Raw genomic sequence first — 18,708 nt, 5'->3', positions numbered from 1 at the left:
ATGAACGAGCCGGAGACGGACTACGCGGAGGTGTTCCGGGCGCTGCCCGGCATGGTCGCGCTGCTCACGCCCGAGCTGGTGTACGCGGACGCCAACGAGGAGTTCCTGCGCATGTCGGGCCGCACCCGGGAACAGGTCGTCGGCCGGTACCTGTTCGACGTGTTCCCGGACAACCCGGGCGACCCGGCGGCGAGCGGGGCCCGCAATCTGGCGGCCTCGCTGCACCGGGTCCTGGAGACCGGCGAGCGCGACGCCATGGCGCTGCAGCGCTACGACGTGCAGATGCCGGGGCGGCCCGGGGAGTGGGACGAGCGGTACTGGAGCCCGGTCAACGCCCCGGTCCTGGGGCCGGACGGGCGGGTGGTGCTTCTGGTGCACCGGGTGGAGGAGGTCACCGAGCTGATCCGCGCCCGGGGCGAGCGCACCGGCGGCCGGGCCCAGGTTCTGGAGGCGGAGCTGTACACCCGCGCCCGCGAGCTCCAGGAGGTGAACGAGCGGCTGCGGGAGGCGCACGCCCGGGAGCGGGAGGTGGCGCTGGCGCTGCAGGAGGCGATGCTGCCCGCGCCGGCGCCGATCGGGGAGCACCCGACGGCGGTGCGCTACCGGCCGGCCGCGGGCGCGCTGAACGTGTGCGGGGACTGGTACGACCTGGTGGCGCTGTCCGGCGGTGACCGGATCGGCGTGGCGGTCGGCGACGTGGTCGGGCACGGTCTCGCCGCGGCCGGGGTCATGGGGCAGCTGCGCAGCGCCCTCAGCGCGGCGTCCCGCGTGGTCGCGGGGCCCGCGCAGGCGCTGGACGTCCTCGACCTGTACGCCCGCTCGGTGGACGGCGCGGAGAACACCACGGCCGTGGAGACCTGGATCGACTGGGACCGCGGCGTGATCGCGTACAGCTGCGCCGGTCACCCGCCGCCGGCGCTGCTGCGGACGGACGGGACCGTGGAGTTCCTGGACGCGGCCACCGATCCCCCGCTGGGGGCGCGGCTCGCGCACACCCCGCGGCCCCAGGCGGAGATCGCGTGCGCGGTGGGCGACACGCTGGTGCTGTACACCGACGGGCTGATCGAGCGGCGGCACGAGGACATCGACGCGAGTCTTCGCCGGCTCGCGGGCGCGCTGGAGCGGCACCACGACGCCGGTCCCGACGCGCTGGCGGACAGGCTGCTGCTCGACATGCTGCCGGTGGGCGGCGCGACGGACGACACAGCGCTGATCGTCGTACGGCTGTGAGTCCGTGGCCGGCCGACGGCTCCCGGACGGCCTGCACCAGTCGGACGGGTCCGGGACCCTCCCCGGAGTGATTCAGGCGGTTCGCGAAGGGTTTGAACCGTTCGCCCCGACATAGTGCGGGGCATGAGACCCACCCCCTTTCTCCCGGGTGCGCTGCGCAAACGTCCGCGCACCCGCTCACGCTCCCGCCGTGCGCTCCTGTGCGCCGCCCTGCTCGCGGTCACGGTCCAGACGGCAGTGGCCGGCCCCGCGCTCGCGGGCCGACCCGACGGCCCCGGCGGTCCCGGCCGTCCCGGCGGCGGCCCGCGCGACTGCGTCGCGACCCGGGGCCCGCTCGGCGAGCAGGGCGACCGGGTCATGGACATCGCGCGGCGCGCCAAGGACGAACTCAAGCTGAACGCCCTGCAGCTGAAGGTCACCCTCGACGGCCGCGAGGTCGTCACCGACGCCCTGGGCGAGTCCATGACCGGCGTCCCGGCCGAGCCGGGCATGCATTTCCGGGCCGGCTCGGTGGCCTTCGCCCACATCGGCAACGTCCTGCTCCAGCTGGTCCAGGAGCGGAAGGTCAGCCTGGACGACACCGTGGAGCGCTGGCTGCCGGACCTGCGCGACAACGACAAGATCACGCTGCGGATGCTGGCCGGCAATACCACCGGCATCCACGACTACGTGACCGACCCGGCGTTCGACGCGGTGCTGGAGAAGCACCCGTTCCGTCAGTGGACGACGGACGAGCTGCTCGGCTACGCCTTCAGCCACCCGGCCTGGTACCCGCCGGGCACCAGCTGGAGCTATTCGCACGCGAACTACGTGCTGCTCGAGGCCGCCCTGGAGAAGATCACCGGCACCCGGATCGACGAGCTGGTCAAGAAGCGGTTCACCGGTCCGCTCGGGATGCACAACACCCGCAACAACTTCACCCCGGACATCCCGGAACCCGTTCTGCACGCCTTCACCTCCGATCGCGGGCTCTACGAGGAGTCCACGTTCTGGAACCCCTCCTGGACCACGGGCCCCGGCGCGGTGATCACCACGCACATCTGCGACCTGGCGCGTTCGGCGGAGGCCGTGGGCCGGGGCGCGATGCTGTCGCCCCACTCGTACCGGACGCTGCTGAACCCCGGCACGGTCGGCCTCGGCGGGGGCACCGCGACGTGCCCGGCCTCGATCTGCCTCAAGCAGACCGAGCAGGCGCACTTCGGCCTCGGCGTGATCGTGGTCAACGGCTGGCTCGTGCAGAACCCGTCGTTCTCCGGGTACGCGGCCATCCAGGCGTACCTGCCGTCGAAGCGGCTCGCCATCGCCGTCTCGGCCACCAAGACGGCCGAGACCGCGGACGGCAACATGGCCGAGATCGTGGCCCAGCGCATCGCCGCGTACCTCTCGCCGGACGTGCCGCTGACGATCGACGGCTAGCACCCGTCCGGCGGTGCAGGGCCGAACAGGCCCTGGCGCCCGGCGGCCCCGCGCTCAACCCGGGCGCGGGGGCTTCCGGGTCCGCAGGCCGTCGGCCGCGCGGCCGACGGCCCGGGCCTCGTGCCGCCGGCCGTGGCGCTTCAGGTGTCCGGCCAGCCAGCCGAGGGACTCGGTCAGGGCGGCCACGTCGTCCCGCGGCTCGAACCGTGTCGGCTCGCCCAGCAGGTCGGCCGCCTCCAGGGCGGGGGCGGCGACCTCGTCGTGCCGCCCGACGCGGGCGAGCCGCAGCGCCAGGTTGGCCAGCACGTGCACGAGGCCCGCCCGGTGTTCGCCGGGATCCGCCCGGTACAGCCCGCGGTGCAGGTCCAGCGCCTCGCGGGTGGCCTCCAGGGCCTCCTCGTGCCGGTCGGCGTCGCAGAGCCGGATGCTCAGGTTGTTGAGCACCCGGGCGAGTTCGCCCTCGTACGCGCGGGGGTCGACGGACGCCAACTGGCGGTGCAGGGCCGCCGACTCGGCGGCGGGGGCGACGGCGTCGGCGTGCCGGCCCAGGGCGGCGAGGCGGTTGCCGAGGCTGTCGAGGCCGGCCGCGAGCAGGGGGCGCAGCACGTCGGGACGGGTGGCCAGGTGCCGTCGGCACAGGTCCACCGCCTCGTCCGCGGCCTCGAGGGCCTCGGTGCGCCGCCCGGCCCACGCGGTCGCGAGGGCCAGGTTGCCGAGGGCGAGCACGAGCGCCGGCACGAGGTCCGGGTCTGTTTTCAGGCCCTCGCGGCCGAGGCGTACGGCGTCGCCCAGCAGTCCCGCGCCGAGGTCGAGGCTGCCGGAGCGGGCGAGGGCCAGGCCGTCGTCGTTCAGCCGGGCGACCCGCTCCCGCAGCGCGAGGTCCGGGGTGGGCGGAGCGGAGGGCGGGTGCGGGCCGCCGAGCCGTTCGGCGCGGCCGGCCGGGGTGAGGCGGTAGCCGTGCCGGCCCATGACGTCGTCCATCAGCGCGATGTATCCGGGGCTGATCCGGGCCAGTTCGCGGTGCAGGGCGACCGCCTCGGTGAGGTACGGCGCGGCCTCGCGCATCCGGCCCGCGCGGGTGAGGGCGTCGGCGGCGGCGACGGCGACCGCCCAGTGCAGACCCCGGTCGGTGACGGTCGCGGCGACGGCCCGGGCCCGGCAGCCGGCGAGGGCCTCGTCGAGCACGGCGACGGCCTCGTCGGCGCGGCCCGTCTCCGCCAGCGCGACGCCCAGATCGCCCAGTGCGGAGTCCAGTTCGGCGCGGCCGGACCCGGTGGCCGGACGGACGAGGCCGCGGCGGATCGCGACGGCCTCCCGCATCAGCTCCAGGGCCTCGTGGTGCCGCCCGAGTTCGGCGAGCTGTCCGCCGAGTCCCCTGGCGGCGTCGGCGAGTTCGGGCAGGCAGTCCGGTTCGCGCTCCGCCAGCCCGCGGTACAGCTCGACGGCCTCCCGGGCGAGGTCCCGGGCCTCTGCGCGGCGGCCCAGCATGCCCACGACCACCGACCGGCCGTAGAGGTTCTTCGCCACGCCGGGCAGGTAGAGCCGGGGCTCGGCGGCGGCGAGCCGCCGGTAGAGGACGACGGCCTCGGCGTACACGCCGGCCGACTCCTCGTAGCGGCGCGGATGGCCGGCGAGCAGGCGGGCCGCCTCGGCCGACGCGTGGGCGAGACCGGGCAGATGACGGAAGGAGTCGGCGGCGGCCAGCCGCCGCTGCTCGTCGAGCACCCGCTCCGCCTGCGCCAGGTCCCGCTCGTACGCGACCTCCGAAGGGTCGGGCCGGTACTCGGCGTGTGACGCCCGGGACTCGGACGTGCCCTCCCCCGGTCTCCGCTCGTGTTCCTGCTGCTCGATGTCCCCGTGCGGCACTGCCGGCCCTCCCCCGGTTCGACGCCCCGCTGTTCTCACGCGTGGGCGACCGGGGTGGTTCCCCGGAGGAGAGGCCGGCGGGCGGGTCAGCCGACCTTCTTCAGCAGTTCCTCGGCGAGGGCGACCGAGGAGCCCGGGTTCTGGCCGGTGACGAGGTTGCGGTCGACAACCACGTGCGGAGCCCACGGCTCGCCCACGGTGACGCGGACGCCCGCCTCGACGAGCCGGGTCTCCAGGAGCCACTTGGCCTTGCCGGCCAGGCCCGCGAGGGTCTCCTCGGCGTTGCTGAACGCGGTGACCTCGTACCCGGCGAAGGCGTTGGAGCCGTCCGGCCGCTCGGCGGCGAGCAGCGCGGCCGGGCCGTGGCAGACCACGCCGAGCGGGGTGCCGGCGTCCAGGGCGCCGGTCAGGATCCGGCCGGAGACCGGGTCGACGGCGAGGTCCTCCATGGGCCCGTGGCCGCCGGGGTAGAAGACGGCGTCGTAGTCGTCGAGCCGGACGTCGTCGAGGGCGAGCGGGTGCCGGAGCTCGGTGAAGGACTCGAGGGTCGCGGCGACGCGGTCGGCGGCCTCCTGGCCGCCGTTGGCCGCGGCGGCGAGGCTGCCGCGGTCCACCGGCGGGACGACGCCGCCGGGGGTGGCGACGGCGATCTCGTGCCCGGCGGCCTTGAAGGTCTCGTACGGGCCTGCGGCCTCCTCGGCCCAGTAGCCGGTGGGGTGCTGGGAGCCGTCGGCGAGCGTCCACTGGTCGGCGCCGGTCATCACGAAAAGGATCTTCGACATGTCTTGCTGCTCTCCCGGGGAGTGACTGCGATGGATCCGACCGTAGGTCCGGTCACCCATCGAAATCCAATAGGCTCACACATATGAGGAATAGGGATTCCAATGGGAGCAGCGAGCGGCAGACGGGCGGCGCGGGGACCGGCCCGACGGACCTGAACCTGCTGCGGACCTTCCTGGCCGTGTACCGCACGGGATCCTTCACGGCCGCGGCCCGGCTGCTCGGACTGTCACAGCCGACGGTGACCACGCAGGTCCGGGCCCTGGAACGGCAGCTGGGCCGGGAGTTGTTCCAGCGGCTGGCGCGCGGGGTGGCCCCGGGGCCGTTCGCCGACGAGCTGGCCGCGCGGGTCGTCGAGCCGCTGGACGCGCTGGCCGCGGTGGCCGGTCCGGGCGGCCCGGCGGAGGACGCGGCGCCGGAGCCGGTGCAGCTCGCGGGGCCGGTCGAGCTGCTGACGCACTGCGTGCTGCCGGGGCTCGCGCCGCTGGTGGACCGGGGCGTACGGCTGCGCATCACGCCCGGCCTCACGGAACCGCTTCTGGACGAGCTGCGGGCGGGCCGGTACGACCTGGTGATCGCCACCTACCGGCCGCGCGGCCGGGCCCTGGCCGCGGTCCCGCTGTCGGACGAGGAGTTCGTGCTGGTCGCGTCGCCGCCGTGGGCGGAGCGGATCGGCGGTCCGGCGCGGATCGCGGCCGAGGGGCCGGCGGCGCTGCACGGGGCGCCCCTGGTCGCGTACGCCGAGGACGTGCCGATCGTGCGCCGCTACTGGCGGCATGTGTTCGGCAAGCGGCTGGTGCGCCAGCCGGCGGTGACCATGCCCGACCTGGACGCGGTGAAGGCCGCGGTGGCGGGCGGCACGGGGTTCAGCGTGCTCCCGCGCTACCTGTGCGCCGCGGAGCTGGCGTCGGGCGCGCTGGTCGCGCTGAACGAGCCGGACGACCCGCCGATCAACACGGGCTTCCTGGTGCAGCGGCCCGGTTCGTCGGGGAACCCGCACGTGGCCCTGGTCCGGGACCATCTGCTGGCGGCGGCCCGCGACTGGTGAGCCGGGGCGGGCGCGGCGGGACGCGCCCGGTCGGGACGTCCACGGGGATCACCGCGGGCCGCCGAGCAGCTGCGCCCCGGCGCGGTCCAGTGCGCGCCGGGCGGGCAGGAAGGCGCGGGGACGGTCGACGGCCAGGACGGCGGTCGTGACGCCCGCGTGCTCGTAGTGGCAGAGGAAGGAGCCCTCTTCGAGCGAGCCCTCGACGAGCCGGAGCGTGTCGCCGTCGTGGCGGCGGCCGACGAACTGGATACGGGCGCCGTACTGGTCCGACCAGAAGTACGGGGCGCGGGGGACGTGGGCGACGGTGCGGCCGGCGAGCAGGTTGCGCACGGCGACCGCCGGCTGCTCCGTCGCGGCGGTCCAGTGCTCGGACCGGACGCCGCCGACCCGCGCCACGTCGCCCACCGCGACGACCTGCGGGAGGGCCGTGACGCAGCCGTCGTCGCAGACGACGCCGTCGGCGACGGGCAGGGCGGAGCCCGCCGGCCGGCCGTCGTTGGGTACCGCGCCGATGCCGGCGAGCACCAGGTCGGCGGGCAGCACCCGGCCGTCGGCCAGCTCCACGGCGGTGACGGCGGCGCGCCCGTGCAGGGCGGCGACCCGGACGCCGGTCAGCAGGCGGACTCCCCCGCGCCGGTGCAGTCCGGCGCAGAACTCGGCCATCTCCGCGCCCAGTTGGGGCACCAACGGCAGGCGGGCCGCTTCCACGACGGTGACCTCGTGGCCGAGTACGGCGCAGGACGCGGCGGTCTCCGCCCCGATGAAACCGGCGCCGATGACGACGACCCGGCGCGCGGGGCCGCCGAGCGCGTCCCGCAGCGCGCGGGCGTCGTCCAGGGTGCGCAGGGTGTGCACGCCGCCGAGGCCCTCCGCGCCCGGGAGCGGCCGCGCCCGCGCGCCGGTGGCGACGACCAGGCCGTCCGTGACGACCCTCCGCCCGTCGTCCAGGAGGAGCGTGCGCCCGCGGGCGTCCAGCGCCCTCGCCCGTACGCCCAGCAGCCATTCGGCGGCGAGTTCGGCCTCCTCCTGCGGGTCGGCGAGCGCGAGTTCCGCCTCGCCCGTCGCGCCGGTGAGGAAGCCCTTCGACAACGGCGGCCGGTCGTACGGGCGGTGGGGCTCCTCGCCCACGATCACGAGGCGTCCGTCGTAGCCCTGCGCGCGCAGCGCCCGCGCGGCGTACAGTCCGGCGAGCGAGGCGCCGACGACGGCGACCGTCCTCATACCGCGCTGCCTTCCCGCGCGCCGGGCCGGACGTGCACGACGCCGTCCGCCACGACCACCTCGTGGGTCCGCACGGGGCGCCGCGCCGGCAGGCACGTCGGCTCCCCGGTACGAATGTCGAATGCCGCGGCGTGCAGCGGGCATTCGACCAGACAACCCTCCAGCCAGCCCTCCGAGAGGGAGGCGTCCTGATGAGTGCATGTGTCGTCGATGGCGTAGAACGCGCCGGCGGCGTTGAACACCGCGATCGGCGGTGTGGTGTCGATGCGGACGGCCGCGCCCGCGGGAAGGTCTTCGAGACGGCAGACGGGTATCAACGTGCCCCCCTCGGTCCAGGACTCTTCGATAAGATGATGTTGCACATGGCGCATGAGGGAGCGCTATGCGCAACAGAATCCGGGTGGTGCGCCCACCGCGTCAAGAGCCTCCCCGGACATCCCCTTCCCGGACATCCCTTCCCGGGCTTCCCCGCCCCGACCGACCGCACCACGGCGAGAGTTGAGCGATGACGACCGACGAGACGACGCACGAGCGGGCCTCCAAGGGGAGCGCGGGCGCCATCCAGTCCGTGGACCGCGCGGTGAGCGTCCTGGAGATCCTCGCGCGGCTCGGCGAGGCGGGGGTCACCGAGATCGCCGACGAGCTGGAGGTCCACAAGTCCACCGCCTTCCGGCTGCTCGGCGTCCTCGAGAACCGCGGCCTGGTCTCGCAGGCGCAGGACCGGGGCAAGTACTTCCTCGGCGCCGGCGTGCTGCGCCTGGCGGGCGCGGCGGCGGTCCGGCTGGACATCTCCCAGGAGGGCGTGCCCGTCTGCCGCGAACTCGCCGACGAGCTGGGCGAGACGGTCAACATCGCGGTCCTGGACGACAACGCCGCGGTCAACATCATGCAGGCCCGCGGCCCGGCCTCGGTCACCGCGCAGAACTGGCTGGGCCGCCGCACCCCGCTGCACGCCACGTCCAGCGGAAAGGTGCTGCTCGCGCATCTGCCGATGACGCTGCGCGAGGGCCTGCTGGCCCGCGCGCTGCCCCGGTTCACCGAGCACACCCTGACCAGCACGAGCCTGCTGCGCGCCGAGCTGGACGCGGCCTGCGCGCAGGGCTTCGCCATCGCCGCCGAGGAGCTGGAGCTGGGCCTGCACGCGGTGGCCGCGCCGGTCCGCGCGCACGACGGCCGGGTGATCGGGGCGCTGAGCGTGTCCGGTCCGGCGTACCGCCTGGAGCGCGACCGGCTGCCGGAGCTGGCCGCCCGCACGGCGGTCGCGGCCAACGAGCTGTCCCGGCGCATGGGTTACGGCTTCTGAGCCGCCGGGGCGCCCCGCCCCGCCGGCCTCCGAGGCCGACACGCCGCACGCCCCCACGACGCGGGGCCGGGCCTCCGCCCGGCCCCGCGTCGGCGTTTCCGGCGGACGCCGCGCATCCGGCCGCACGGGTTTCCGCCGCCTTCCTCACGCCCTCTTGACGCTCCGTCGGGCCGCTCCCACGATGTTCCCCATCGCGCAACCCATCGTGCACTGTGCAACAACCCGAGGAGCCTGTCGTGCCCCCAGAGGTCCGTGCCGCCGTTGCCACCGAGAACAGCCCAGCCGTCGTCTCCCCCCGCGGCCCCCGTGTCGTGATCGTCGGCGCGGGCATCGTCGGCTGCTCACTCGCCGACGAGCTGACCGCCCGCGGCTGGACCGACGTCACCGTCCTCGACCAGGGCCCACTGCCCGCCGCGGGCGGCTCCACCTCGCACGCCCCCGGACTGGTCTTCCGCACCAACCCGTCCAAGACCCTCAGCGACTTCGCCGGGTACACCATCGAGAAGTTCGCCGCCCTGGAGGTCGACGGCCAGTCCTGCTTCGACCGGGTCGGCGGCCTGGAGCTGGCCACCACAGAGGAACGCTGGGCCGAGCTGCACCGGCGCGCCGGGTACGCGGCGTCCTGGGGCGTCCGCGGCGAGCTGGTCTCCGCCGAGCGCTGCCGGGAGCTCTGGCCGCTGCTCGACGTCCGCAAGGTCATCGGCGGCTTCCACACCCCGGACGACGGCCTGGCCCGCGCCGTCCTCGCCTGCCGCGCCCAGACCGTGCGCGCCGAGGCGCGCGGCGCCCGCTTCCTGGGACGGCACACCGTCACCGGCGTCGAGCGGCAGGGCGGCCGGGTCACCGGCGTCGTCACCGACCGGGGGACGTTCCCCGCCGACCACGTCGTGTCGGCGGCCGGCTTCTGGGGCCCGGTGCTCGGCCGGCTCGCGGGCGTCGACGTACCGCTGCTGCCGCTGGCCCACCAGTACGCGCGCACCGGGCCGCTGCCCGGGCTCGCCGGGGCCGGGGGCCCGCGGCCCGAGGCGACCCGGCCGATCCTCCGCTTCCAGGACCGCGATCTGTACTTCCGCGAGCACCACGACCGCATCGGCATCGGCAGCTACGCCCACCGGCCCCTGCCGGTCGACCCGTTCACCGTGCCGGCGTACGACGAGGCCCCGGTGATGCCGTCCTCGTACCCGTTCACGCCCGAGGACTTCGCGCCGAGCTGGGAGGACTGCCGATGGCTCCTTCCCGCGCTCGCCGACGCGGAACTGGCCGAGGGCTTCAACGGGGTCTTCTCCTTCACCCCCGACGGCATGCCGGTGCTCGGCGAGTCCCGCGAGCTGCGCGGCTTCTGGCTGGCCGAGGCGGTCTGGGTGACGCACTCGGCGGGCGTCGCCAGGGCCGTCGCCGAGTGGATGACCGAGGGCCGGCCGCGCACCGACGTGCACGCCTGCGACCTGACACGGTTCGAGGAGGCGCAGCGCTCCCCCGCGTACGTCGCCGAGCGCGGCGCGCAGCAGTTCGCCGAGGTGTACGACGTGCTGCACCCGTTGCAGCCGATGGAGTCGCCCCGCCCGCTGCGGGTCTCGCCGTTCCACGCCCGTCAGCGGGAGCTGGGCGCGTACTTCCTGGAGGGCGGCGGCTGGGAGCGGCCGCACTGGTACGAGGCGAACGCGCCGCTCGCCGAGGGGCTCGAACTCCCGGAGCGGGACCCCTGGTCGGCGCGCCACTGGTCGCCGATCGCCGTCGCTGAGGCGCGGGCCACCCGGGAGAGCGTCGCGCTGTACGACATGACGCCGCTGCGCCGGCTGGAGGTCGCGGGTCCGGGGGCGCTCGGCTTCCTGCAGCGGATGACCACCAACAACGTCGCCAGGAAGCCCGGCGCGGTGACGTACACCCTGCTGCTCGACGAGGCGGGCGGTATCCGCTCCGACCTGACGGTGGCGCGGCTCGCCCCCGACCGGTTCCAGATCGGGGCCAACACGCCGGCCGACGAGGACTGGCTGCTGCGGCATGCGCCGGACGGGGTGACCGTCCGCGACGTCACCTCCGGCACCTGCTGCATCGGCGTGTGGGGGCCGCTGGCCCGGGAGTTGGTGCAGCCGCTGACCCGGGACGACTTCTCGCACGAGGGCTTCGGCTACTTCCGCGCGAAGCGGGCGTACGTCGGCCATGTGCCGGTGACGGCGCTGCGGCTGAGCTATGTCGGCGAGCTGGGCTGGGAGTTGTACACAAGCGCCGATCTGGGTCTGCGGCTGTGGGACACGCTCTGGGAGGCCGGGCAGCGGCTGGGCGTGATCGCCGCGGGCCGGTCGGCGTTCGACAGCCTGCGCCTGGAGAAGGGATACCGCTCCTGGGGACGCGACATGACCGCCGAGCACACCCCGTACGAGGCCGGGCTCGGCTTCGCCGTCCGCATGGACAAGGGCGACTTCACGGGACGGGCCGCGCTGGAACGGGCCGGGGCGCCGCGGCGCCGGCTGACCGCGCTGCTGCTCGACGACCCGGGGGCCGTGGTCCTCGGCAAGGAGCCGGTGTATCTGGACGGGTCCCCCGCCGGGTACGTGACCAGCGCCGCGTACGGCTGCATGCTCGGGCGCTGCGTCGTGTACGCCTGGCTGCCGCCGCTCGCCGCGGGCACGCCGGTCCATGTCGAGTACCTCGGCGAGAAGGTTCCGGCGACGGTCGCCGACGAGCCGCTGTTCGACCCGCAGATGGACCGCATCCGCCGCTGAACGCCTGCCAGGGAGGACCTTTCCGTGTCACCCACCTATGACGTGATCGTGGTCGGCCTGGGCGGGATGGGCAGCGCCGCCGCCGCCCATCTGGCCGCCCGCGGGGCCCGCACGCTCGGCCTGGAGAAGTTCGGTCCGGTCCACAACCGCGGTTCCAGCCACGGCGGTTCGCGGATCACCCGGCAGTCGTACTTCGAGGACCCGGCGTACGTGCCGCTGCTGCTGCGGGCGTACGAGCTGTACGAGGCGCTGGAACGGGACACCGGCCGGAACGTGGCGACGCTGTGCGGCGGCGTGATGGTCGGCCGGCCCGGGTCGCGTACGGTCGCGGGCTCGCTGCGCTCGGCGCGGCAGTGGGACCTGCCGCACGAGCTGCTGGACGCGAAGGAGCTGCGCCGCCGCTTTCCGACGCTCACCCCCGCGGACGACGAGGTGGGGCTGTACGAGGCGCGGGCCGGTCTGCTGCGCCCGGAGAACACGGTCGCCGCCCATCTGCAGCTGGCCACCCAGCGGGGCGCGGAGCTGCACTTCGAGGAGCCGCTGCTGCGCTGGGAGCCCTGTCGCGACGGGGTCCGGGTGCACACCGCCGAGAACGCCTACACCGCGGGCCGGTTGGTGCTCTGTCCCGGCGCGTGGGCGCCGCGGCTGCTGAGCGATCTGGGGGTGCCGTTCACGATCGAGCGGCAGGTCATGTACTGGTTCCAGCCGGACGGCGGCACCGGGCCGTTCGAGCCCGAGCGCCACCCGGTCTACATCTGGGAGGACGCGGACGGCGTCCAGATCTACGGCTTTCCCGCGATCGACGGCCCAAAGCGGGGCGCGAAGGTCGCGTTCTTCCGCCGGGGCGTGCCGTGCACCCCGGAGAGCATCGACCGGACCGTGCGGGACGAGGAGGTCGCGGCGATGGCGGACCAGCTGTCGCGCTGCCTGCCGACGCTTCCGGGGCGCTTCCTGAAGGCCGCGACCTGTATGTACTCCAACACCCCCGACGAGCACTTCGTGATCGCCCGCCATCCCGCCCACCCCGATTCGGTGACCGTGGCGTGCGGGTTCTCCGGGCACGGTTTCAAGTTCACGCCCGTCGTCGGCGAGATCCTCGCCGATCTGGCGCTGACCGGGACCACCGCGCACCCCATCGAGCTGTTCGACCCCCGCCGGCCCACCGCCGCGTCCGCCTGAGGAGCACGCCGTGACGACGCACGCATCCCCCAGCCTGATCGCGACCCTCCCCGGCCGCGCCTACACCGATCCCGAGGTGTTCCGGCTCGAACAGGAGCGGATCTTCGAGGCGTTGTGGTTCTGCGCCGTCCGCTCGGCGGACCTCGCCCGGCCGGGCGCGTTCCGCACCGTGCAGATCGGCCGGGAGAGCGTGATCGTCACCCGCGACCGGGCCGGCGAGCTGCGCGCCTTCCTCAACAGCTGCCGGCACCGCGGAGCGCGGCTGTGCACCGAGGAGTCCGGCGAGGTCCGGCGCTCGCTGCAGTGCCCGTACCACGCCTGGACGTACGACCTCGACGGCCGGCTGGTCGCCGCGCCGAACCTGGCGAGCATGCCGGACGTCGACCGGACGGCGTACGGCCTGGTGCGGGTGGCGCTGCGGGAGTGGCTGGGCTACGCCTGGGTGTGCCTGGCCGCCGAGCCGCCGTCGTTCGAGGAGACGGTGATCGGCGCGGCGGTGGAACGGCTCGGCGACGCCGCCTCGATCGAGCGGTACCGCACCGAAGAGCTGGCGCTCGGCCGGCGGATCACGTACGACGTGCGGGCCAACTGGAAGCTGATCGTCGAGAACTTCATGGAGTGCTACCACTGCGCCACGATCCATCCCGAACTCACCGAGGTGCTTCCGGAGTTCGCGGAGGGGTACGCGGCGCAGTACTACGTGGGCCACGGCGCGGAGTTCGGCGAGGGGATCAAGGGCTTCACGGTCGACGGCAGCGCCGGCTTCGCCCGGCTGCCGCGCCTCGCGGAGGAGCAGGACAACCGGTACTACGCGATCACGGTCAAGCCCACGGTGTTCGTGAACCTGGTGCCCGACCACGTGATCCTGCACCGGATGTTCCCGCTGGCCGAGGACCGCACGGTGGTGGAGTGCGACTGGCTGTACGCGCCCGAGGTGGTGGCCGACGGGGCGGACGTGTCGCGGTCGGTTGAGCTGTTCCACCGGGTGAACGTGCAGGACTTCGACGCCTGCGAGCGCACCCAGCCCGGGATGGCGTCCCGGGCGTACCGGGACGGCGGGGTGCTGGTGCCGAGCGAGCACCACATCGGGATCTTCCACGCATGGGTGCGCGACCTGCTGGCCGCCGGGTCCGGCGACCGGTCGGCCGACCTGGCGTGACGCACGGGCCGCCATAACGCCCGACCCGGTATGAGGCCCGTCACATTTCGGCATGGATCGCGGCCGTCCGGTGAGGCACCTGTCCCTAGGAGCGTCTGTCGACAGGCGCTGACCAGGAGGAACGAGACATATGCCCGAACTCTTCATCGGCGGCTCGTGGCGGGCCGCGCTCGACGGGCGGACCCGTGAGATCCGCTGCCCCGCCGACGGCGGCCTGGTCGCCGTCGTCGACGAGGCAGGCGCCAAGGACACCGTGGAGGCCGTCGCGGCCGCCCGCCGGGCCTTCGACGAGGGCCCCTGGCCCGCCACGCCCGCCGCGGACCGCGGCGACCTGCTGCTGCGGGTCGCCGACCTGCTGGTGCGCGAGAAGGAGGCGCTGGCCCGCGCGGAGTCGCTGGACACCGGCAAGCGGCTGGTGGAGAGCGCGTACGACGTCGACGACGTCGCCGCCTGCTTCCGGTACTTCGGGCGGCTCGCGGCCACCGAGGACGGCCGGGTGGTCGACACCGGTTCGGCGACGACGGACAGCCGGGTGGTGTACGAGCCGGTGGGCGTGTGCGGGCTGATCACGCCGTGGAACTATCCGCTGCTGCAGACGGCCTGGAAGGTCGCCCCGGCGCTCGCCGCGGGCAACACGCTCGTGCTGAAGCCGAGCGAGCTGACCCCGCACACCGCGATCCTTCTGATGCGTCTCCTGGAGGAGGCCGGGCTGCCTGCGGGCGTGGCCAACCTGGTCCTCGGCGCCGGGCCCGAGGCCGGAGCGCCGCTCGCCGAGCACCCGGACGTGGACCTGCTGTCCTTCACCGGCGGTCTGCTGACGGGCCGCCGGCTGATGGCGGCCGCGGCGGGCACGGTGAAGAAGGTGGCGCTCGAACTGGGCGGCAAGAACCCCAACGTGGTGTTCGCCGACGCCGACTTCGACGCGGCCGTGGACATGGCGCTGACCGCGGTGTTCCTGCACTCCGGCCAGGTCTGCTCGGCCGGGGCGCGGCTCCTCGTGGAGGACTCGCTGCACGACCGGTTCGTGGACGAGCTGGTGCGCCGCGCGGAGCTGATCCGGCTCGGCGGCCCGTTCGACGAGCGGGCGCAGACCGGGCCGCTGGTCTCGGCGGCGCACCGCGCGAAGGTCGAGGCGTACGTCGCGGCCGGTCTGGCGGAGGGCGCGGTGCTGCGCTGCGGCGGCGCCCGCCCGGAGGGTCCGGAGTACGACGCCGGCTTCTACTACCGGCCGACCGTGCTCGACGAGTGCCATGCGGGGATGTCGGTGGTGCGGGAGGAATCGTTCGGTCCGGTGCTCACCGTCGAGCGTTTCCGGGACGGCGACGAGGACCAGGCGGTCCGGCTGGCCAACGACACGATCTACGGCCTGGCCGGCGCGGTGTGGACCTCCGACGAGGCCCGCGCGCGGCGGATCGCGGCGCGGCTGCGGCTGGGCACGGTGTGGATCAACGACTACCACCCCTATCTGCCGCAGGCGGAGTGGGGCGGTTTCAAGCAGTCCGGCACGGGCCGCGAGCTCGGTCCGGCCGGGCTCGCCGAGTACCGCGAGGCCAAGCACATCTGGCGCAACACCGCTCCCGAGCCGCAGGGCTGGTTCGCCTGACGTCCCGCGTCCACGCCCTCCCCCACACTTCCAGGAGACGACCATGACGACTGCCCCTCCCGGCCCGAGAGCCGCCGGTGACGACGCCGAACTGGCGGAGTTCGGGTACCGCCCGGAGCTCAAGCGCACCCTGGGCAACTTCCACACCTTCGCCGCGGGGATCTCGTACATCTCGATCCTCACCGGCACCTTCCAGCTGTTCTACTTCGGCTTCGCCAGCGGCGGGCCCGCGTACTGGTGGTCCTGGCCGCTGGTGTTCGCCGGCCAGTTCATGGTGGCGCTGTGCTTCGCCGAGCTGGCGGCCCGCTATCCGGTGGCCGGTTCGATCTACAACTGGGCGAAGAAGGTGGGCAATCCGCACGTCGGCTGGCTGGCCGGCTGGATGATGCTCCTTGCCTCGGTCGTGTCGATCGCGGCCGTGGCGCTCGCCTACCAGTTGACGCTGCCTCAGATCTCGTCCTTCTTCCAGTTCGTCGGGGACGGCACGGGGACGTACGACGTGGCGACGAACGCGGTGCTGCTCGCGGCCGTGCTGATCCTGTTCACGACGGTGGTGAACGCCTTCGGCGTGAAGCTGATGGCGCGGATCAACACCGCCGGCGTGTTTCTCGAACTGATCGCCACCGTCGTGCTGATCGTGCTGCTGGCGGTGAACGTGGTACGCGGTCCGGAGGTCGTGACCGACACCGCGGGCACCGGTTCGGGGCAGCCTTTCGGCTACCTCGGCGCGTTCCTGATCGCCTCGCTGGCCTCCGCGTACGTCATGTACGGATTCGACACGGCCGCCTCGCTGGGCGAGGAGTCGCTCGATCCCTCGCGCAACGCGCCGCGCGCCATCATCCGGGCCATCGTGGCCTCGTTCGTGCTGGGCGGCCTGATCCTGCTGCTCGCGCTGATGAGCGTGTCCAGTCTGCGCGGCGAGAAGCTGTCCACGGACGGTCTGCAGTACGTCGTCCTCGACGTGCTCGGCCCGACGGCCGGCAAGGCGATGCTGTGGTGCGTGCTGATCGCGGTCACCGTGTGCGCCCTGGCCGTGCACACCGCGGCGGTCCGGCTGGCGTTCGCGATGGCGCGGGACAACAACCTGCCGGGGGCGGCGCGGCTCGCGAAGGTGAGCCCGCGCTTCGGCACCCCGGTGCTGCCGACCGTGATCATCGGTGTGCTCGCGCTGGCGATCCTGCTGGTGAACATCCGCCAGCCGCAGATCTTCACGGTGGTCACCAGCATCGGCATCGTCATGATCTACATCGCCTATCTGCTGGTCACGGGGCCCATGCTGGTGGCCCGCCTGCGCGGCAGGTGGCAGCCGGCCGAGGGGAAGTTCTCGCTGGGCCGCTGGGGCCTTCCGGTGAACCTCGCGGCCGTCCTGTGGGGCGGATTCATGACCCTCAACCTGATCTGGCCGCGGGCCGCCGTCTACAACGCCGCCGAACCCCACCACTGGTACCTGCGCTGGGGCGCGGTGCTGTTCGTGGGCGCGATCGCGACCGGCGGCTTCGCGTACTACTGGTTCGTCCAGCGGCACCGTACGGGGGTGCTGGCCGACCACGCGGCCGTGACGCCGCCGGACACCGCCGCGCCCAAGGAGGTCTCCCACTGATGAGCGCACCGAACGAACACTCCGACATCTTCGACTACGTCGTCGTCGGCGGCGGCACGGCGGGCAACGTCGTCGCCGCGCGGCTCAGCGAGGACCCCGGTGTCACCGTGTGCGTCCTGGAGGCGGGGCCGAGCGACGTCGGCGACGACGACGTGATGAAGCTGGAGCGCTGGATGGGGCTCCTGGAGTCCGGCTACGACTGGGACTACCCGGTCGAGCCGCAGGAGCGCGGCAACAGCTTCATGCGGCACGCGCGGGCCAAGGTGCTCGGCGGGTGCTCCTCGCACAACTCGTGCATCGCGTTCTGGGCGCCGGCCGAGGACCTCGACGGCTGGGCGGCGGGCGGCTGCACCGGCTGGAGCGCGGCGGACCTCTTCCCGCTGTACCGGAGGCTGGAGAACAACGACGCGCCGGGCGAGCACCACGGCCGCACCGGCCCGGTGAAGCTGCGCACCCTCAAGGGTGACGACCCGTGCGGTACGGCCCTGTTGGAGGCGTGTGCGCAGGCGGGCATCCCGACGACGCCGTTCAACACCGGGCGGACGGTGGTGCGCGGGGCCAACTGGTTCCAGATCAACTCGGACGAGAACAACATCCGGCAGTCCTCGTCGGTGGCGTACCTGCACCCGATCATGGGCAAGCGGCCCAACCTGGAGATACGCACCGGCGTACGGGCGAAGAAGCTGGTCCTGGAGGACGGGCGGTGCGTGGGCGCCCAGTACCTCGACCCGGACCTGGTGCACACCCGGACGGTGCGGGCCCGGCGCGAGGTCGTCGTGTCGTGCGGCGCCATCGACACCCCGAAGCTGCTGATGCTGTCCGGGATCGGCCCGGCGGCGCATCTGCGGGAGGTCGGCGTGGAGGTGGTCGTCGACGCGCCCGGCGTGGGCGAGAACCTCCAGGACCACCCGGAGGGCGTGATCATGTGGGAGGCGAAGCAGCCCATGCCGGCCACGTCGAGCCAGTGGTGGGAGGCCGGGATCTTCTACGACACCCAACCGGGCCTGGACCGGCCCGACTTGATGTTCCACTACGGCTCGGTGCCGTTCGACATGAACACCGCCCGGCACGGCTATCCGACGTCGGAGAACGCGTTCTGCCTCACGCCGAACGTGACCCGGGCCAGGTCGCGGGGCACGGTGCGGCTGCGGACCCGCGACTTCCGGGACAAGCCGATGGTGGACCCGCGGTACTTCACGCACGAGCACGACGAGCGTGTGATGACCTTCGGTCTGAAGCTGGCCCGCCGCATCGCGGCGCAGCCGGCGCTGTCGGGCTGGACGGGCGCGGAGCTGGCGCCGGGACCGGACGTGCGCTCCGACACGGAGCTGCTCGAGTACATCCGGACCACCCACAACACGGTCTACCACCCCGCGTGCACGGTGAAGATGGGCGCGGACGACGACGCGACGGCGCCGCTGGACGCGCGGCTGCGGGTCAAGGGCGTGCCGGGCCTGCGGGTCGCCGACGGGTCGGTGATGCCGGAGCTGGTGACGGTGAACCCGTGCATCACGACCATGATGATCGGCGAGAAGTGCGCGGACCTGCTGCGGGAGGACGCCCGCTGAGATGAGCGCGGG

At 73.7% G+C, this 18,708-nt stretch carries 14 protein-coding genes; 10 read left to right on the top strand and 4 right to left on the bottom strand.

Features of this window, described 5'->3' with window-relative positions:
* Both ACGFMM_RS14435 and ACGFMM_RS14430 read left to right on the top strand, forming a co-directional pair.
* Positions 1–1,230 carry a PP2C family protein-serine/threonine phosphatase gene (locus tag ACGFMM_RS14435; protein ID WP_393646442.1) on the top strand — a complete coding sequence of 410 codons (1,230 nt, stop codon included), beginning with the start codon at positions 1–3 and terminating at the stop codon, positions 1,228–1,230.
* A gap of 123 nt (positions 1,231–1,353) precedes the next feature.
* A complete protein-coding gene (locus tag ACGFMM_RS14430) occupies positions 1,354–2,646 on the top strand; it encodes a serine hydrolase domain-containing protein (RefSeq protein ID WP_393646440.1) in 1,293 nt (430 codons plus the stop codon).
* Between the two features lie 54 nt (positions 2,647–2,700).
* On the opposite strand, the gene ACGFMM_RS14425 is transcribed toward ACGFMM_RS14430, so the two are convergent.
* Both ACGFMM_RS14425 and ACGFMM_RS14420 read right to left on the bottom strand, forming a co-directional pair.
* Positions 2,701–4,512, bottom strand: a complete 1,812-nt coding sequence (locus tag ACGFMM_RS14425; protein WP_393646439.1) for a tetratricopeptide repeat protein — start codon at positions 4,510–4,512, stop codon at positions 2,701–2,703.
* Between the two features lie 86 nt (positions 4,513–4,598).
* A complete protein-coding gene (locus ACGFMM_RS14420) occupies positions 4,599–5,294 on the bottom strand; it encodes a type 1 glutamine amidotransferase domain-containing protein (RefSeq protein WP_393646437.1) in 696 nt (231 codons plus the stop codon).
* 83 nt (positions 5,295–5,377) lie between these two features.
* Here ACGFMM_RS14420 and ACGFMM_RS14415 point away from each other — a divergent pair, with 83 nt between their 5' ends.
* Positions 5,378–6,340 carry a LysR family transcriptional regulator gene (locus ACGFMM_RS14415; protein WP_393646435.1) on the top strand — a complete coding sequence of 321 codons (963 nt, stop codon included), beginning with the start codon at positions 5,378–5,380 and terminating at the stop codon, positions 6,338–6,340.
* Between the two features lie 48 nt (positions 6,341–6,388).
* Here the strand turns inward: ACGFMM_RS14415 and ACGFMM_RS14410 are convergent, their stop codons facing one another.
* Positions 6,389–7,561 carry an NAD(P)/FAD-dependent oxidoreductase gene (locus tag ACGFMM_RS14410; protein WP_393646433.1) on the bottom strand — a complete coding sequence of 391 codons (1,173 nt, stop codon included), beginning with the start codon at positions 7,559–7,561 and terminating at the stop codon, positions 6,389–6,391.
* Positions 7,558–7,878, bottom strand: coding sequence for a bifunctional 3-phenylpropionate/cinnamic acid dioxygenase ferredoxin subunit (locus ACGFMM_RS14405; RefSeq protein ID WP_393646941.1), 321 nt, complete (start codon positions 7,876–7,878; stop codon positions 7,558–7,560). The genes ACGFMM_RS14410 and ACGFMM_RS14405 overlap by 4 nt, the downstream gene beginning before the upstream one ends.
* A gap of 188 nt (positions 7,879–8,066) precedes the next feature.
* On the opposite strand from ACGFMM_RS14405, the gene ACGFMM_RS14400 reads away from it, so the two are divergent.
* From ACGFMM_RS14400 to ACGFMM_RS14370, 7 genes are all read left to right on the top strand, one after another.
* Positions 8,067–8,864: an IclR family transcriptional regulator gene (locus ACGFMM_RS14400; protein WP_393646431.1), complete on the top strand. Its 798-nt coding sequence runs from the start codon at positions 8,067–8,069 to the stop codon at positions 8,862–8,864.
* A 311-nt stretch (positions 8,865–9,175) separates the two neighbouring features.
* Positions 9,176–11,587 carry an FAD-dependent oxidoreductase gene (locus ACGFMM_RS14395; RefSeq protein ID WP_393646940.1) on the top strand — a complete coding sequence of 804 codons (2,412 nt, stop codon included), beginning with the start codon at positions 9,176–9,178 and terminating at the stop codon, positions 11,585–11,587.
* Positions 11,588–11,611: 24 nt separating this feature from the next.
* Positions 11,612–12,766 (top strand): N-methyl-L-tryptophan oxidase, encoded by a 1,155-nt coding sequence (solA, locus tag ACGFMM_RS14390; RefSeq protein WP_393646429.1) that lies wholly within the window; start codon positions 11,612–11,614, stop codon positions 12,764–12,766.
* A 10-nt stretch (positions 12,767–12,776) separates the two neighbouring features.
* A complete protein-coding gene (locus ACGFMM_RS14385; RefSeq protein ID WP_393646427.1) occupies positions 12,777–13,925 on the top strand; it encodes an aromatic ring-hydroxylating dioxygenase subunit alpha in 1,149 nt (382 codons plus the stop codon).
* A gap of 130 nt (positions 13,926–14,055) precedes the next feature.
* The gene (locus tag ACGFMM_RS14380) at positions 14,056–15,528 is read left to right on the top strand and encodes an aldehyde dehydrogenase family protein (protein WP_393646425.1); all 1,473 of its coding nucleotides are present in this window, start codon (positions 14,056–14,058) and stop codon (positions 15,526–15,528) included.
* Positions 15,529–15,571: 43 nt separating this feature from the next.
* Positions 15,572–17,128, top strand: a complete 1,557-nt coding sequence (locus tag ACGFMM_RS14375; RefSeq protein WP_393646423.1) for an APC family permease — start codon at positions 15,572–15,574, stop codon at positions 17,126–17,128.
* Positions 17,128–18,696: a GMC family oxidoreductase gene (locus tag ACGFMM_RS14370; RefSeq protein ID WP_393646421.1), complete on the top strand. Its 1,569-nt coding sequence runs from the start codon at positions 17,128–17,130 to the stop codon at positions 18,694–18,696. The genes ACGFMM_RS14375 and ACGFMM_RS14370 overlap by 1 nt, the downstream gene beginning before the upstream one ends.
* Positions 18,697–18,708 lie beyond the last annotated feature (12 nt).

This window comes from Streptomyces sp. NPDC048604 (genome assembly GCF_043199435.1).
In the GTDB taxonomy this organism is placed as follows: Bacteria; Actinomycetota; Actinomycetes; order Streptomycetales; family Streptomycetaceae; genus Streptomyces.
The sequence above is the reverse complement of the archived record's forward strand: the minus strand, read 5'-3'. Positions and strand labels throughout refer to the sequence as shown.

Excerpts from the sequence above, each read along its gene's own strand:
- ACGFMM_RS14410 (WP_393646433.1), bottom strand. The coding sequence starts at position 7,561 with ATGAGGACGGTCGCCGTCGTCGGCGCCTCGCTCGCCGGACTGTACGCC.
- ACGFMM_RS14420 (WP_393646437.1), bottom strand. The coding sequence starts at position 5,294 with ATGTCGAAGATCCTTTTCGTGATGACCGGCGCCGACCAGTGGACGCTC.
- ACGFMM_RS14400 (WP_393646431.1), top strand. The coding sequence starts at position 8,067 with ATGACGACCGACGAGACGACGCACGAGCGGGCCTCCAAGGGGAGCGCG.
- ACGFMM_RS14370 (WP_393646421.1), top strand. The coding sequence starts at position 17,128 with ATGAGCGCACCGAACGAACACTCCGACATCTTCGACTACGTCGTCGTC.
- ACGFMM_RS14435 (WP_393646442.1), top strand. The coding sequence starts at position 1 with ATGAACGAGCCGGAGACGGACTACGCGGAGGTGTTCCGGGCGCTGCCC.
- ACGFMM_RS14375 (WP_393646423.1), top strand. The coding sequence starts at position 15,572 with ATGACGACTGCCCCTCCCGGCCCGAGAGCCGCCGGTGACGACGCCGAA.
- ACGFMM_RS14415 (WP_393646435.1), top strand. The coding sequence starts at position 5,378 with ATGAGGAATAGGGATTCCAATGGGAGCAGCGAGCGGCAGACGGGCGGC.
- ACGFMM_RS14430 (WP_393646440.1), top strand. The coding sequence starts at position 1,354 with ATGAGACCCACCCCCTTTCTCCCGGGTGCGCTGCGCAAACGTCCGCGC.
- ACGFMM_RS14380 (WP_393646425.1), top strand. The coding sequence starts at position 14,056 with ATGCCCGAACTCTTCATCGGCGGCTCGTGGCGGGCCGCGCTCGACGGG.